Origin of the sequence: Thermus islandicus DSM 21543, assembly GCF_000421625.1 — a bacterium.
GTDB classification, from domain to species: Bacteria; Deinococcota; Deinococci; order Deinococcales; family Thermaceae; genus Thermus; species Thermus islandicus.
Window position 1 is genome coordinate 111,315 of sequence record NZ_ATXJ01000003.1, and the last position, 13,645, is coordinate 124,959.

Annotated in this window: 10 protein-coding genes and 2 tRNA genes; 11 read left to right on the top strand and 1 reads right to left on the bottom strand. The window is 68.1% G+C overall.

Features of this window, described 5'->3' with window-relative positions; all coding sequences use genetic code 11:
• Positions 1-92: 92 nt before the first annotated feature.
• From H531_RS0104435 to clpX, 6 genes are all read left to right on the top strand, one after another.
• On the top strand, positions 93-377 hold the full coding sequence (locus H531_RS0104435; RefSeq protein ID WP_022798158.1) for a rhodanese-like domain-containing protein: 285 nt from the start codon (positions 93-95) through the stop codon (positions 375-377).
• Between the two features lie 28 nt (positions 378-405).
• A tRNA-His gene (locus H531_RS0104440) sits at positions 406-482 on the top strand.
• A gap of 51 nt (positions 483-533) precedes the next feature.
• Positions 534-618, top strand: a tRNA-Leu gene (locus H531_RS0104445).
• Between the two features lie 36 nt (positions 619-654).
• Positions 655-1,869 carry a trigger factor gene (tig, locus tag H531_RS0104450; protein ID WP_022798159.1) on the top strand — a complete coding sequence of 405 codons (1,215 nt, stop codon included), beginning with the start codon at positions 655-657 and terminating at the stop codon, positions 1,867-1,869.
• A gap of 62 nt (positions 1,870-1,931) precedes the next feature.
• Positions 1,932-2,516 (top strand): ATP-dependent Clp endopeptidase proteolytic subunit ClpP, encoded by a 585-nt coding sequence (gene clpP, locus H531_RS0104455; RefSeq protein ID WP_028490646.1) that lies wholly within the window; start codon positions 1,932-1,934, stop codon positions 2,514-2,516.
• On the top strand, positions 2,503-3,699 hold the full coding sequence (gene clpX, locus H531_RS0104460) for an ATP-dependent Clp protease ATP-binding subunit ClpX (RefSeq protein WP_022798161.1): 1,197 nt from the start codon (positions 2,503-2,505) through the stop codon (positions 3,697-3,699). Before clpP ends, clpX begins: the two co-directional genes overlap by 14 nt.
• A gap of 16 nt (positions 3,700-3,715) precedes the next feature.
• Here the strand turns inward: clpX and H531_RS0104465 are convergent, their stop codons facing one another.
• Positions 3,716-5,239: a nicotinate phosphoribosyltransferase gene (locus H531_RS0104465; RefSeq protein WP_022798162.1), complete on the bottom strand. Its 1,524-nt coding sequence runs from the start codon at positions 5,237-5,239 to the stop codon at positions 3,716-3,718.
• Positions 5,240-5,281: 42 nt separating this feature from the next.
• On the opposite strand from H531_RS0104465, the gene metH reads away from it, so the two are divergent.
• From metH to H531_RS0104490, 5 genes are all read left to right on the top strand, one after another.
• A complete protein-coding gene (gene metH / locus H531_RS0104470) occupies positions 5,282-8,839 on the top strand; it encodes a methionine synthase (RefSeq protein WP_022798163.1) in 3,558 nt (1,185 codons plus the stop codon).
• Positions 8,840-8,876: 37 nt separating this feature from the next.
• Positions 8,877-9,221 (top strand): metal-sulfur cluster assembly factor, encoded by a 345-nt coding sequence (locus H531_RS0104475; RefSeq protein ID WP_022798164.1) that lies wholly within the window; start codon positions 8,877-8,879, stop codon positions 9,219-9,221.
• A 77-nt stretch (positions 9,222-9,298) separates the two neighbouring features.
• A complete protein-coding gene (locus H531_RS0104480) occupies positions 9,299-11,029 on the top strand; it encodes an NAD-dependent malic enzyme (RefSeq protein WP_022798165.1) in 1,731 nt (576 codons plus the stop codon).
• A gap of 4 nt (positions 11,030-11,033) precedes the next feature.
• Entirely contained in the window at positions 11,034-11,915 is an 882-nt protein-coding gene (locus H531_RS0104485; protein ID WP_022798166.1) for a DNA double-strand break repair nuclease NurA, read from the top strand.
• Positions 11,915-13,642: an ATP-binding protein gene (locus H531_RS0104490; RefSeq protein ID WP_022798167.1), complete on the top strand. Its 1,728-nt coding sequence runs from the start codon at positions 11,915-11,917 to the stop codon at positions 13,640-13,642. The genes H531_RS0104485 and H531_RS0104490 overlap by 1 nt, the downstream gene beginning before the upstream one ends.
• Positions 13,643-13,645 lie beyond the last annotated feature (3 nt).

The following is a 13,645-nucleotide window of genomic DNA, read 5'->3' on the forward strand; positions in this document are numbered from 1 at the left end:
ACACCGGGCGCCCGGGGCCAAGGGGCCGATGTAGATCTTATGCAGCTATGACTCAAAAGTATGCACATCCCGCGGGGCGGTATACTCGGGATATGCGCAAGGTGCGCCCACAGGAGCTCCCAGGCCTTCTTAAGCAGGGGGTGAAGGTGGTGGACGTGCGCCCGGCGGAAAGGAGGACCGCCCCCCTGCCCTTCCCCGCGGAATGGGTTCCCTTGGAGAAGATCCAGAAGGGGGAGCACGGCCTCCCCCGGGTCCCCCTTCTCCTGGTGTGCGAGCGGGGCCTTGTGAGCCAGGTGGCCGCCCTCTACCTCGAGGCCGAGGGGTACGAGGCCATGAGCCTGGAAGGCGGCCTTCAGGCCTTGACGGAGGGGATCTAGCCCCGTAGAATGGCGGATGCTGAGCGCGGTGAGCGTAGCTCAGCTGGTCAGAGCACCGGACTGTGGATCCGGGGGTCATGGGTTCAAGTCCCATCGCTCACCCCAACCCGCCACCCCGAAAGGGGTGGTATTTTAAAGGGGGGCCTCGCCCTCCTCGCGAGGATGGCGGAACCGGTAGACGCGCCGGACTTAGGATCCGGTGGGGTAACCCGTGCGGGTTCAAGTCCCGCTCCTCGCACCACAAGGGCGGGGCCCTTGCCTTAGCGCGAGGTGAGGCGTGGCGGAGATCCTGGAGCGTTCCGGCTATCGGGTGAAGGTCCGGGTGGAGGTCCCGGCGGAAGAGGTGGCGGCCCGTTACCGGGCCATGCTGGAGGAGCTGGCCCAGAGGGTGAGGATCCCGGGCTTCCGTCCGGGTAAGGCCCCCCTTAAGGTGGTGGAGGCCCGCCTGGGGCGGGAGGGGCTTCTTGCGGACCTCAAGGAGCGGCTGGTGGAGGAGACCTACCCCAAGGCGGTAAGGGAGCTCGGCCTTTCCCCCGTGGCCGCCCGGGTGGTGGAGGAGGAGCTTAGGGAAGGCGAGGGGTTCCGCTACGTGGCCGAGGTGGAGAACTACCCCGAGGTGAGGCTGCCCGACTGGCGCAGCTTTACCCTGGAGGTACCCGCCCCCGAGGTCACCGAGGAGATGGTGGAAAGGGCCCTTCAAGAGCTCCGCCAGCGCTATGCGGAGCTCGTGCCCGTGGAGCGGGAGGTCCAGGAGAAGGACCACGTCTTCGTGCGCACGGAGGAGGGTCTGGAGTTCCCCATTGACCTCGCCAAAGCCCTTCCCCACGTGCGGGAGGCCCTTCTCGGCCGGAAGGCCGGGGAGGTGGTCTTGGTCCCCGTCCTCAACGAGAGGGGGGAGAAGGTGCGGGAGGTGCGGACGGAGATCCTCGAGGTCAAGGCCCTGGAGCTCCCCGAGCTGGACGATGAGTTCGCCAAGACCCTGGAGGCGGAAAGCCTCGAGGACCTCAAGGCCAGGGTGCGGGAAAGCCTAAAGCGCCAGGCGGAGCGCGCCTACCAGGAGGCCAGGGAGCGGGCCTTTCTGGAGAAGCTGGCCGAGGGGCTGGAGGCGGAGATCCCCCCCTCCCTGGTGGAGGCGGAGGAGCGCCACCTCCTGGAGCACCTGGCCGAGGACCTCTACCCCCAGGGGGTAAGCCTGGAGGCCTACCTGAAGGCCCTGGAGGAGAAGGGGGAGCTTGAGAAGTTCAAGGAAGAGCTCCGCCAGGAGGCCCTGAAGCGGGTGAGGCGGGCCTTGGCCAGGGAGAAGCTCGCCGAGGAGCTTTCCCCGGAGGTGAGCGAGGAGGAGTGGCAGGCCTACCTCCAGGCGGTGGCCCGCTCCCAGGGAATGACCCCGCAGCAACTCCAGGAGGAGCTGGGCAGGGCGGGCCTTTCCCGGTTGAGGGCCGCCTACCTGCAGGACAAGGCCCTCCGGGAGGCGGTGGCGAGGCTTTCCTGAGGCCCTCCATGGTGGCCCAGGGGGGTTTTCCCCCTGGGCCTGCCGTTAGAATGAAAGGCGGTATGGTGATCCCTTACGTCATCGAGCAGACGGCCCGCGGCGAGCGGGTCTACGACATCTACTCCCGCCTCCTCAAGGACCGCATCATCTTCCTGGGCACCCCCATTGACGCTCAAGTGGCCAATACCATCGTGGCCCAGCTCCTCTTCCTGGACGCCCAGAACCCCAACCAGGAGATCCGCCTCTACATCAACTCCCCCGGAGGAGAGGTGGACGCGGGCCTCGCCATCTACGACACCATGCAGTTCGTCCGGGCTCCCGTTTCCACCATCGTCATCGGCATGGCGGCCAGCATGGCCGCGGTCATCCTGGCCGCGGGGGAGAAGGGGCGGCGCTACGCCCTGCCCCACTCCAAGGTGATGATCCACCAGCCCTGGGGCGGGGTCCGGGGCACGGCGAGCGACATCGCCATCCAGGCCCAGGAAATCCTCAAGGCCAAGAAGCTCCTCAACGAGATCCTCTCCAAGCACACCGGCCAGCCCCTGGAGAGGGTGGAAAGGGACACGGACCGCGACTACTACCTCTCGGCCCAGGAGGCCCTGGAGTACGGCCTCATTGACCAGGTGGTGAGCCGTGAGGAAGCCTAGGCCCTACTGCAGCTTCTGCGGCCTCCGCCCCCCGGAAACCGGGAGGCTTTTGGAAAGCCCCATAGAGGACGTCTACATCTGCGAGGACTGCGTGGCCCGGGCGGAGGAGCTCCTCCGCCGGGGGGAGAAGCCCAAGGGGCCGAGCCGCCTGCCCAGGCCCCAGGAGATCAAGGCCCACCTGGACCAGTACGTGGTGGGGCAGGAGGCGGCCAAGCGCGCCCTCTCCGTGGCCGTCTACAACCACTACAAGCGCCTTCTCCACCCCGAGGCGGAGATCGGCAAGTCCAACATCCTCCTCATCGGGCCCACCGGCACCGGCAAGACCCTCTTGGCCGAGACCCTGGCCCGCTTCCTCGAGGTCCCCTTCGCCATCGCCGACGCCACCACCCTCACCGAGGCCGGGTACGTGGGGGAGGACGTGGAGAACGTCCTCCTCCGCCTCCTCCAGAACGCCGACTTTGACGTGGAGCGGGCGGAGATGGGCATCGTCTACATTGACGAGATTGACAAGATCGCCCGCAAGTCGGAAAACCCCTCCCTAACCCGGGACGTCTCCGGGGAGGGGGTGCAGCAGGCCCTCCTCAAGATCATTGAGGGCACCATCGCCAATGTGCCCCCGCAAGGGGGGAGGAAGCACCCCCACCAGGAGTTCATCCCCGTGAACACCAAAAACATCCTCTTCATCCTGGGCGGGGCCTTTGAGGGGCTGGAGCAGATCGTCAAGGCCCGGACGGGCCGCACGTCCATCGGCTTCACCGGGGGCCGGGAGCGGGAGAGGGAGGAGTCTTTGGAGGTCATCCCCGAGGATCTCATCAAGTTCGGCATGATCCCTGAGTTCGTGGGCCGGGCCCCCCTCATCGTCCAGCTCCATCCCCTTTCCGAGGACGACCTGGTGCGCATCCTCACCGAGCCCAAAAACGCCCTAGTGAAGCAGTACCAGGAGCTTTTGCGCATGGAGGGGATTGAGCTCCGCTTCACCCAGGCGGCCCTCAAGGAGGTGGCGAGGCGCGCCCTCAAGCGGGGTACGGGGGCGAGGGGCCTCAGGGCCATCCTGGAGAAGGCCATGGTGGACCTGATGTTTGAGGCCCCGGGGAGCGGGGTGAAGGAGCTCGTCTTTGATCTTCCCCACCTGGACAACCCCCTGAAGGCCCTGGAGGAGGCGAGGCTCCGCCAGGCTTCCTGAGGGCCAAAGGGAGGCTTCAGGCCTCTTCTAGCTTCCGCAAAAGCGCCTCCTTCAGGGCGAAGAGCTTCTCCGTGAGGGAGACGTGGTAGACGTGGGGGTTCACCAGGCGGCGCACCCCAGGGTCTAGCCGGGCCACGTCTTTGCGCCTTCTCTCCTGGAGCACTTCTAGGGATAGGGGAGCAAAAAGCCGTCGGCCCCGGAAGGCCTCCTCCAGAAGGGGCTCGAGGGCAAAGGTCCCGGGCCTGAGGGTGCGGCGCTTCGCGGGGTCCGAAGGGTGGTGCAGGGCGAGGGGCCTTTCCTCCCCCACCTCCTCCTCCGCCAGCGCCAGGAGGTCGGCGGTGGCGAGGCCCCGCTCGTCGTAGACCCGAAAGACCTTCTTGTGCCCCGGGTTCAGGACCTTTTCCAGGGAGTCCGAGACCTTCATGGCCGGAGCCCAGGCGCCGTCCTCCCGAACCGCCACCAGCTTGTAGACCATCCCCAGGGCCGGGGCTCCCCAGGAGACCACCATCCGCGTCCCCACCCCGTAGACCAGGCGCCTTAGGAGGCGGTCGGGGTCCACCCCGTAGCGGGGGGCCTCCTCCAGGATCTGGCTTTTGATCTGCCAGATCACGAGCTCATCCAGGTCCCCGGAAAGCACGATCAGGACCTCGGAAAAGCCCGCCCGGTCCAGCTCCTTCGCCACCTGGATGGCGAGATAGGCCAGGTCTCCGGAGTCAATCCGCACCCCCACGGGCCGGTGCCCCTTCCTCCTCAGCCGCTCAAAGACCCGGAGGGCGTGGGGCAGGCCCGAGTGAAGGGTGTCCACGGTGTCCAGGAGGAGGATGGTGTCGTCGGGGAAGACCTCGGCGAAGGCCTGGAAGGCCTCCTCCTCGGAGTGGCCCAGGGCCAGGAAGGCCTGGACCAGGCTGTGGGCGTGGGTGCCGGAGGCGGGAAGGCCCAGGAGGTGGGAGAGGCTCACGGCGCTAGAGCGGTTCGCCCCCCCGATGAGGCTCGCCCGGGTGGCGCTCTCCCCCCCCTTGGCCGGGGCCCGGCGGAGGCCGAACTCTAAGACCACCGCCTCCCCCGCCGCCTCCCGCACCCGGCTCGCCTTGGTGGCGATGAGGGTCTCGTAGCTCAGGCGGTTCAGGAGGGCGGTCTCCAGGAGTTGGGCCTGGAGGAGGGGGCCCTCCACGCTCACCAGGGGCACCTGGGGGTGGGCCACCCGCCCCTCGGGGAGGGCCCGCAAGGTGAGGCCGGAGAAGCCGCCCATCCCCCGGAGGTAGGCCAGGTAGTCCTCGGCGAAGAGGGGCTTTCCGGAGCGGCTTTTGAGGGCGCGGAGGGCGGCAAGCTCCTCCTCGCCGAAGCGGGCGGTTTCCATCCAGGAAAGGAGGGGGTCCAGCCCGGCGAAGACGGTGTAGCCCGCCTGGTGGGCCCCGTAGTCCGGGTTTTTGCGGTAGAAGGCCTCAAAGAGGGCTTCCCGCTCGTGGAGGCCCATCCGGAAGTAGACCTGCCCCATGGTGAGCTGGTAAAGGTCGGTGTAGAGGATGCCGAAGGGGTCCATGGGGCTAGCATAGCCCCTCCCTTTTCGCTACACTAGCGGGATATGGTGGAGGTCCACGCCTGCAGTCCCGGCTGCCGCCACCACCTGGGGGGGGCGGGGTGGGGGGATGGGCCCCTTGTCCGCCTGGGATACAACAAGGAGGCCCGGGCCCGCAAGTTCCCCTACCTTCAGGCCCTGTCCGAGCGGGTCCTGGTCTTTGACGGGGCCATGGGAACGGAGCTACAGAAGCGGGACCTTACCCCGGAGGACTACGGCGGGGAGGCCTACTTCGGCTGCCCCGAGGTCCTCAACCGGACGCGGCCCGAGGTGGTGCGGGAGGTCCACCTGGCCTACCTCGAGGCCGGGGCCGAGGTCATAGAGACCAACACCTTCGGGGCGCTCCGCCACGTCCTCGCCGAGTACGGCCTTGAGGAGGAGGCCGAGGCCCTTGCCTACCTGGGGGCGAGGCTCGCCCGGGAGGCGGCAGAGGCCTACGGGGCCTTCGTGGCCGGGGCCTTGGGCCCGGGCACCAAGCTCCTCTCCCTGGGGCAGATCTCCTGGGACGAGCTCTACCGGGCCTACAAGGAGGCGGCGAGGGGGCTTATAAGGGGCGGGGTGGACCTGATCCTTTTGGAAACGGCCCAGGACATCCTCCAGGTGCGCTGTGCGGTGCTGGCGGTGCGGGAGGCCATGGCCGAGCTTGGGCGGGAGGTGCCCCTCCAGGTCCAGGTGACCCTCGAGGCCACGGGCACCATGCTGGTGGGGACGGATGAGCAGGCGGCCCTTGCCGCCCTGGAGAGCCTGCCCGTGGACGTGGTGGGGATGAACTGCGCCACGGGACCCGACCTCATGGACCGCAAGATTCGCTACTTTGCCGAACACAGCACCCGCTTCGTGTCCTGCCTCCCCAACGCCGGCCTGCCCCGGAACGAGGGGGGAAGGGTGGTCTACGACCTCACCCCCGAGGAGCTCGCCCGCTGGCACCGGAAGTTCGCCCTGGAGTATGGGGTGAACGCCGTGGGGGGGTGCTGCGGCACGGGCCCAGAGCACATAAGGCGGGTGGCGGAGGCGGTGAAGGGGCTTCCTGCCCCCAGGCGTCCCGAGGCCTTCCCGCCCCAGGTGGCCTCCCTCTACCAGGCGGTTTCCTTGCGGCAGGAGGCAAGCCTCCTCCTGGTGGGGGAAAGGCTCAACGCCACCGGGAGCAAGCGCTTCCGGGAGATGCTCTTTAAGAGGGACCTCGAGGGCCTCCTCGCCCTCGCCCGGGAGCAGGTGGAGGAGGGGGCGCATGCCCTGGACCTGAGCGTGGCCTGGACGGGGCGGGACGAGCTGGAGGACCTACGTTGGCTCCTTCCCCACCTGGCCACCACGGTCACCGTGCCCGTTATGGTGGACTCCACCTCCCCCGAGGCCATGGAGCTCGCCCTGAAGCACCTTCCGGGCCGGGTCCTCCTCAACTCGGCCAATCTGGAGGAGGGGCTACCCAAGTTTGACCGCATCGCCTCCCTGGCCAAGGCCCACGGGGCGGCCTTGGTGGTCCTCGCCATTGACGAGAAGGGGATGGCCAAGACCCGGGAGGAGAAGGTACGGGTCGCCCTCAGGATGTACGAGCGCCTCACGGAGCACCACGGCTTCCGTCCCGAGGACCTCCTCTTTGACCTCCTCACCTTCCCCATCACGCAAGGGGACGAGGAGAGCCGCCCCCTGGCCAAGGAGACCCTCCTCGCCATGGAGGAGCTAAAGGAGAGGCTCCCCGGGGTGGGGTTCATCCTGGGGGTATCCAACGTCTCCTTCGGGCTCAAGCCCCGGGCGAGGCGGGTTTTGAACTCCGTCTTTCTGGACGAGGCGAGGAAGAGGGGCCTCACCGCGGCCATCGTGGACGCGGGGAAGATCCTGCCCATTCACGAGATCCCCGAGGAGGCCTACGCCCTGGCCCTGGACCTCGTCTATGACCGCAGGCGGGAGGGGTACGACCCCCTCTTTGCCTTCATGGCCTACTTTGAGGCCCACAAGGAGGAGGTGGGGGCCAAGGAGGACGCCTTCCAGGCCCTTCCTCTTCTGGAGAGGCTCAAGAGGCGGGTGGTGGAGGGGAGGAAGGGGGGCCTCGAGGCCGACCTGGAGGAGGCCCTGAAGGTGGGGCACAGGCCTCTGGACCTCATCAACGGGCCCTTGCTTTCCGGCATGAAGGAGGTGGGGGAGCTTTTCGGGGCGGGGAAGATGCAGCTTCCCTTTGTCCTCCAGGCCGCCGAGGTGATGAAGCGGGCCGTGGCCTTCCTGGAGCCCCACATGGAGAGGAAAGGCGAGGGCAAGGGGAAGATCGTCCTGGCCACGGTCAAGGGGGACGTGCACGACATCGGCAAGAACCTGGTGGACATCATCCTCACCAACAACGGCTACCAGGTGGTGAACCTCGGCATCAAGGTGCCCATTGAGGAGATGCTCGAGGCGGTGGAGGCCCATAGGCCCCACGCCCTAGGCATGTCGGGCCTCCTGGTGAAGAGCACCGTGGTCATGAAGGAAAACCTGGAGTACATGCGGGATAGGGGGTACACCCTTCCCGTGATCCTGGGCGGGGCCGCCCTCACCCGGAGCTACGTGGAGGAGCTCAGGGGCATCTACCCCAACGTCTACTACGCCGAGGACGCCTTTGAGGGCCTCAGGCTCATGGAGGAGCTCACGGGCCACGCCCCCCCCGAGCTCACGAGGAGGGCCCCCCGGCCCAAGGCCCCTCCTAAGCCGCAGGTGGAGGCCCGCGCCCGCCCCGTGGGGCAGGCCCCCTCCATTCCCAGGCCTCCCTTCTTCGGGGTGCGGGTGGAGGAGGGGCTGGACCTGGCCACCCTTGCCCACTACGTGAACAAGCTCGCCCTCTACCGCGGCCAGTGGGGGTATAGCCGCAAAGGGCTTTCCCGGGAGGCGTGGCAGGCCTTGGCGGAGCGGGAGGCGGAGCCCGTGTTCCAGAGGCTCCTCAAGGAGGCCCGGGAGGAGGGGTGGCTTACGCCCAAGGTCCTCTACGGCTTCTTCCCCGTGGCGAGGGAGGGGGAGGCCCTCCTCGTCTTCTCCCCGGAAACGGGAGAGGTGCTGGAGAGCTTCCGCTTCCCCAGGCAGCGGGGCGGGGGGCTTTCCCTCGTGGACTACTTCCGCCCCCGCTTCGCTGAACCCTTAGGGGACGAGGAGGCCTGGATGCCCCCTGAGGCCTTCCGGGCGGGGGCGCGGGACGTCTTAGGGGTGCAGCTCGTCACCATGGGGGAAGCCCCCTCGAGGAAGGCCCGGGCCCTCTTTGAGGCCGGGGCCTACCAGGACTACCTCTTCCTCCACGGCTTCAGCGTGGAGATGACCGAGGCCCTGGCCGAGTACTGGCACAAGAGGATGCGGCAGATGTGGGGCATCGCCCACAAAGACGCCACCGAGATTCAGAAGCTCCTCCAGCAGGGCTACCAGGGGGCCCGCTACTCCTTCGGCTACCCCGCCTGCCCGGACCTCGCGGACCAGGCCAAGCTGGACCGGCTCATGGGCTTCGGCCGGATCGGCGTCCGCCTCACGGAGAACTACCAGCTGGACCCGGAGCACGCCACGAGCGCCCTCGTGGTCCACCACCCCGAGGCCCGGTACTTCAGCGTGGACTGATCCCGGCCTTTCCCGCCCCCTCGGGTATACTGGGGGCATGGACGAGGTTCGTCAGGAGGCCGCCTCCCTGCCCACCAAGGAGCAGGTCCTCGAGGCCCTCAAGGTGGTCTATGACCCCGAGATCCCCGTGAACGTGGTGGACCTGGGCCTGGTCTACGACGTGGAGGTGCACGAAAACGGCGTGGTGGACGTCACCATGACCCTCACCGCCATCGGCTGCCCGGCCCAGGACATGGTGAAGGCCGATGCGGAGATGGCCGTCATGCGCCTCCCCGGGGTGCAGGGGGTGAACGTGGAGTTCGTCTGGACCCCGCCCTGGACCCCCGAAAAGATGACGGAGGAGGGCAAGCGAATGCTGCGCATGTTCGGCTTCAACGTCTGATGCGGGCTTGGGCCCGCGGGGGGCCCTGGTGTTGGCTAGGCAGGAGCCGATTGAGGGATTCTGGGTAAAAATGGGCCATGCCGGTTAGCCGCTACTACGACGTCAGGCGGGACGAGAGGGGGGAGCGGTACCTGCTTCCCTTCGTCACGGGCTTTCTCCTCCTTAGGCTTCCCCTCCTCAACAAGGGGACGGCCTTCACCGAGGAGGAGAGAAAGGTCTTGGGCCTCGAGGGCCTCCTCCCTCCCCACGTGAGCACCCTGGAGGAGCAGAAGGAACGGGTTTACCGACGCTACCGTTTGATTCAACACCCTTTGGAGAAGCATATCTACCTGCGCCACCTCCAGGACCGAAACGAGGTGCTCTTCTACGCCCTCTTGGTGGACCACCTGGAGGAGATGCTCCCCATCCTCTACACCCCCACCGTGGGGGAGGCGGTGCGGGAGTTTTCCCACATCTACCGCTATCCCCGGGGCTTCACCGCGAGCACGAAGAACATAGACCGCATTGACGAGGCCCTCCAGAACGTGCCCCTGGAAGAGGTGCGCCTCATCGTGGCCACCGACTCCTCGGCCATCCTGGGCCTCGGGGACCAGGGGTACGGAGGGATGGCCATCAGCATCGGCAAGCTCACCCTCTACACGGCCGTGGGGGGGGTGGGCCCCGACAAGACCCTGCCCGTGGAGCTGGACGTGGGCACCGACCGGGAAGACCTCCTCCAGGACCCCCTTTACCTGGGGGTGCGGCACAAGCGCCTGAGGGGCGAGGCATACTTCCAGTTCCTGGACCGCTTCGTGGAGGCGGTGCGTAGGCGCTACCCTAAGGCCCTCCTCCAGTGGGAGGACTTCAGCAAGGAAACGGCCTTCCAGGTCTTGGAGCGCTACCGCAAGGTCCTTCCCTCCTTCAACGACGACATCCAGGGCACGGGGGCCGTGGCCCTCGCCGGGGTCCTCTCCGCCTGCCGCCTCAAGGGGGAGCGCCTCCGGGACCAGGTGGTGGTGGTCTACGGGGCGGGGGCCGGAGGGATCGGGGTGGCCTGGGCCCTGGTGGAGGGGATGCGCCGGGAGGGGCTTTCCGAGGAGGAGGCCAGGGCCCGCGTGCTGGTGTTGGACTCCCGGGGGCTTCTCGTGGAGGGGCGGGGCATGGAGGCCTACAAGAGGCCCTTCGCCCAGAGGGAGGAGCGCCTTTCGGGCTGGCGCTTCGCCGGGGAGTACCCGGGCCTTTTGGAGACCATCCGGAACGCCCGGGCTACGGTCCTCCTGGGGCTTTCCGGCCAAGGGGGGAGCTTCACCGAGCCCGTGGTGCGGGCCATGCTGGAGAACACCCCCCGCCCCGTCATCTTCCCCCTCTCCAACCCCACCTCGGCCACGGAGGCCCTCCCGGACGACCTCGTCTACTGGACGGAAGGGAGGGCCCTGGTGGCGGCGGGAAGCCCCTTCCCCCCGGTGGGCTTCAAGGGGAGGACCATCCCCGTGGGCCAGGGGAACAATGCCTTCGTCTTTCCCGGCCTCGGCCTCGGAGCCGTCCTCGCCCGGGCCCGGGAGGTGACGGACGGGATGGTCCTCGAGGCCGCCTACGCCCTCTACGACCTCACCCGGGAGCGCTTTCCGGAACTCCTCTATCCCCCGGTGGCCCACCTCCGGGAGGTTTCCCCCTATGTGGCGGCCCGCGTGATGCGGAAGGCCCTGGAGGAAGGGGTGGCGGAGGAGGAGCGGATCCAGGGGTTAGACCTAGAGGGGCTTTTGGCCTTCGTGCAGAGCCGCTTCTGGGAGCCCAAGTACCTCCCCTACCGCCCAGCCCCGGTAAGCTAGGGGCGTGTGGCGGCTTCTCGCCCTAAGGCCTTCCTGGCCTTCCCCTGAGGCGGAGGGGCCCGCGCCCTCGGACCCCGAAGGGTTCAGGCCCCTGGAGGCGCCCTGGGAGGCCCGGCGGGCGGAGGCCCTTCCTTGGCCCGAGCCCCTTTACTTCGTGGACGGAAGGGAGCGGGAGGAGGCCCTTTTGGCCCAGGGGGAGCGCCTGGCCCTCTTGGGCTGCGTGGCCGCAGGGGTGGTGGCCCACCAGGGGGGGCGGATGGCCCTCCTCTCTTACGCCGTCCGCCGGGTGGGGGTGGGGCTTTCCGAGCCCCTCTGGGTGGGGGAACTCCTCTACGAGCCCGTGGAGGCCCAGGGGGCCGACTACGCCTCCTTGCGGGAGGGTCTCTCCCGGGCCCGGGAGGCCTTGGAGGGGGAGGTGGCCGCGGGGCTTTCCGGGGGGCTTCTCGTGGTGGACGGCCCCGTGCGCCTCCTTCGGCCGGGCCCCCTTCTCGGCTACATCAAGACCCACTGGGCCCGCTACCTGCCCGGGCCAGAGGAAGCCCTCCTCTACGCCCTCAGGCCGGGGGAGCGCACCCCCGCCTTCCGGGTCCGGCGCAAGGGGATGGAGCTGGCCAGCTGGTACCTGCGCCTTCCCCTTCCCCCTGAGGGCCTACGCCCGCCCCAGGCGGGGCTCCTCCGGGTAGAGACCCCCCTTTCCGGGCCCTTCTCGGAACTTGCGGACCTCTCCTTAAGCCTCTTTCCCCTCCTGGCCTCCCACCCCATGAAGGACCCCCGGGCCCCCCAGAACCTCGTCCCCGTGGGGGCTTTGGAGCGGGAGCTCGCCCGAAGGATGGGAAGCCCGGAGGTGGTGGGCCGGCTTCTGGCCAAGCACCTGGGAGGTGGGTAGTGGAAAGGATCGGCGTGGTCCTCGGCAGGCGGGAGGCCACCCCCCTGGAGTTCTGGGTGGGGGTGGAAGGGGAAGGCCTCCTGAGGCTGGACGACCTGGTGGTGGTGGAGGCCTTTCACCCCAAGGTGGGCCAGGTCCGCTACTTCGGGATGGTGGACCACGTGGCCAAGGTCCACGAGGGGGAGGCCTACGATACCGATACCTTTTTGGCGGTGGAGGGGCGGATCCCCGTGAGCCTGGCCTACGTGGCCCACGTGAGCGTGACCCGGATCCTCCCCGAGGAGTTCCTCCCCCCAGACCCCGGTTCCCCCGTCCGTTTGGCCCAGGGGGAGGAGCTGGAGCTTGCCCTTTACTACGAGGCCATGCGGAATCAAAGGGGGAGCACCAAGCTCCCTGCGGGGCTTTTGAAGAACGGGGAGGTGGCCTACCTGAACCTGGAGTTTTTGAACGGCGTGAAGGGGGGCCACGTGAACATCTCCGGCATCAGCGGGGTGGCGGCCAAGACCAGCTACGCCACCTTCCTCTTGAAAAGCCTCCTGGAAAGTGGCGTCCTCGAGGACGCCCACCAGGCCAAGGTCCTCCTCTTCAACGTCAAGGGGGAAGACCTCTTCTTCCTGGACAAACCCAACGCCCGCCTCACCGAGGAGGCCAGGAGGGCCTACGAAAGGCTTGGCCTCCCCGCCACCCCTTTCCAGAGCGTGGCCTTCCTGGCCCCGCCCAAGAAGGACGGGTACGTGCCCGACCTGGAGACCCGCCTCGAGGGGGTAAGGGCCTACCACTGGGACCTGGTCCAGTTCTGCCAAAGGGGCCTCCTCCCCTTCCTCTTCGCCGACCGGGGCTTCATGACCAACCTGGGCTTTCTGGTCCAGCACCTCACGGAAAAGCTCCGGCGCCTCGCCGAGGGGCAAAAGGGCCCCCAGCTTCTGGTGGAGGACTGGCCCGGGGAGGACCTTCCCGCGGAGGTGAGCTTTGAGAGCCTGGGGAAGGTGCGCCTGAAGAGCTTCGCCGACCTGGTGCGCTACCTGGAGTACAAGCTCCTGGGCCCCGAGGCCGGGGAGGGGGAGGGGGACAGGGCCTGGACCGCCCGCCAGGCCAAAGGGACCCTCGAGGCCTTCCTAAGGCGGCTGCGCTCCAGCGTGGAGAACGTGGCCCACCTCGTCCGGGGGGACCGGCCCGGAAACCCCCCGGACCCCTTGAAGGGAGAGCAGGTCCACGTGGTGGACCTGGCCAAGCTCTCCCCCCAGGCCCAGATGTTCGTGGTGGGGAGCCTCCTCAAGGACCTCTTTGAGAGGAAGGAGCGGGGCCAGTACCGGGGACGGGTCTTCATCGTGTTGGACGAGCTCAACAAGTATGCCCCGAGGGAGGAGGAGAGCCCCATCAAGGACGTCCTCCTGGACATCGCCGAGAGGGGGCGCTCCTTAGGGGTCATCCTCATCGGGGCCCAGCAGACGGCGAGCGAGGTGGAAAGGCGGGTGGTGGGGAACGCCGCCATCCGGGTGGTGGGCCGCCTGGACGCCGCCGAGGCCGAGCGCCCCGAGTACCGCTACCTCCCCGCCTCCTTCCGCCAGCGGGCCCTCATCCTCCCGCAAGGGGCGGTGATCCTCCACCAGCCCGAGATCCCCGTTCCCCTCCTCGTCCGCTTCCCCTTTCCGGCCTGGGCCACCAAGCGGGAGGAGGTCCGGGAGGACAACTCCGCCGAGGCCTTAAGGCGGGAGCTTTTGGGGTAGCAT

What these genes read in the sequence shown, in the direction of transcription:
- H531_RS0104435 (WP_022798158.1), top strand. Translation starts at nt 93, where the DNA reads ATGCGCAAGGTGCGCCCACAGGAGCTCCCAGGCCTTCTTAAGCAGGGG.
- H531_RS0104465 (WP_022798162.1), bottom strand. Translation starts at nt 5,239, where the DNA reads ATGGACCCCTTCGGCATCCTCTACACCGACCTTTACCAGCTCACCATG.
- H531_RS0104475 (WP_022798164.1), top strand. Translation starts at nt 8,877, where the DNA reads ATGGACGAGGTTCGTCAGGAGGCCGCCTCCCTGCCCACCAAGGAGCAG.
- clpP (WP_028490646.1), top strand. Translation starts at nt 1,932, where the DNA reads ATGGTGATCCCTTACGTCATCGAGCAGACGGCCCGCGGCGAGCGGGTC.
- metH (WP_022798163.1), top strand. Translation starts at nt 5,282, where the DNA reads ATGGTGGAGGTCCACGCCTGCAGTCCCGGCTGCCGCCACCACCTGGGG.
- H531_RS0104480 (WP_022798165.1), top strand. Translation starts at nt 9,299, where the DNA reads ATGCCGGTTAGCCGCTACTACGACGTCAGGCGGGACGAGAGGGGGGAG.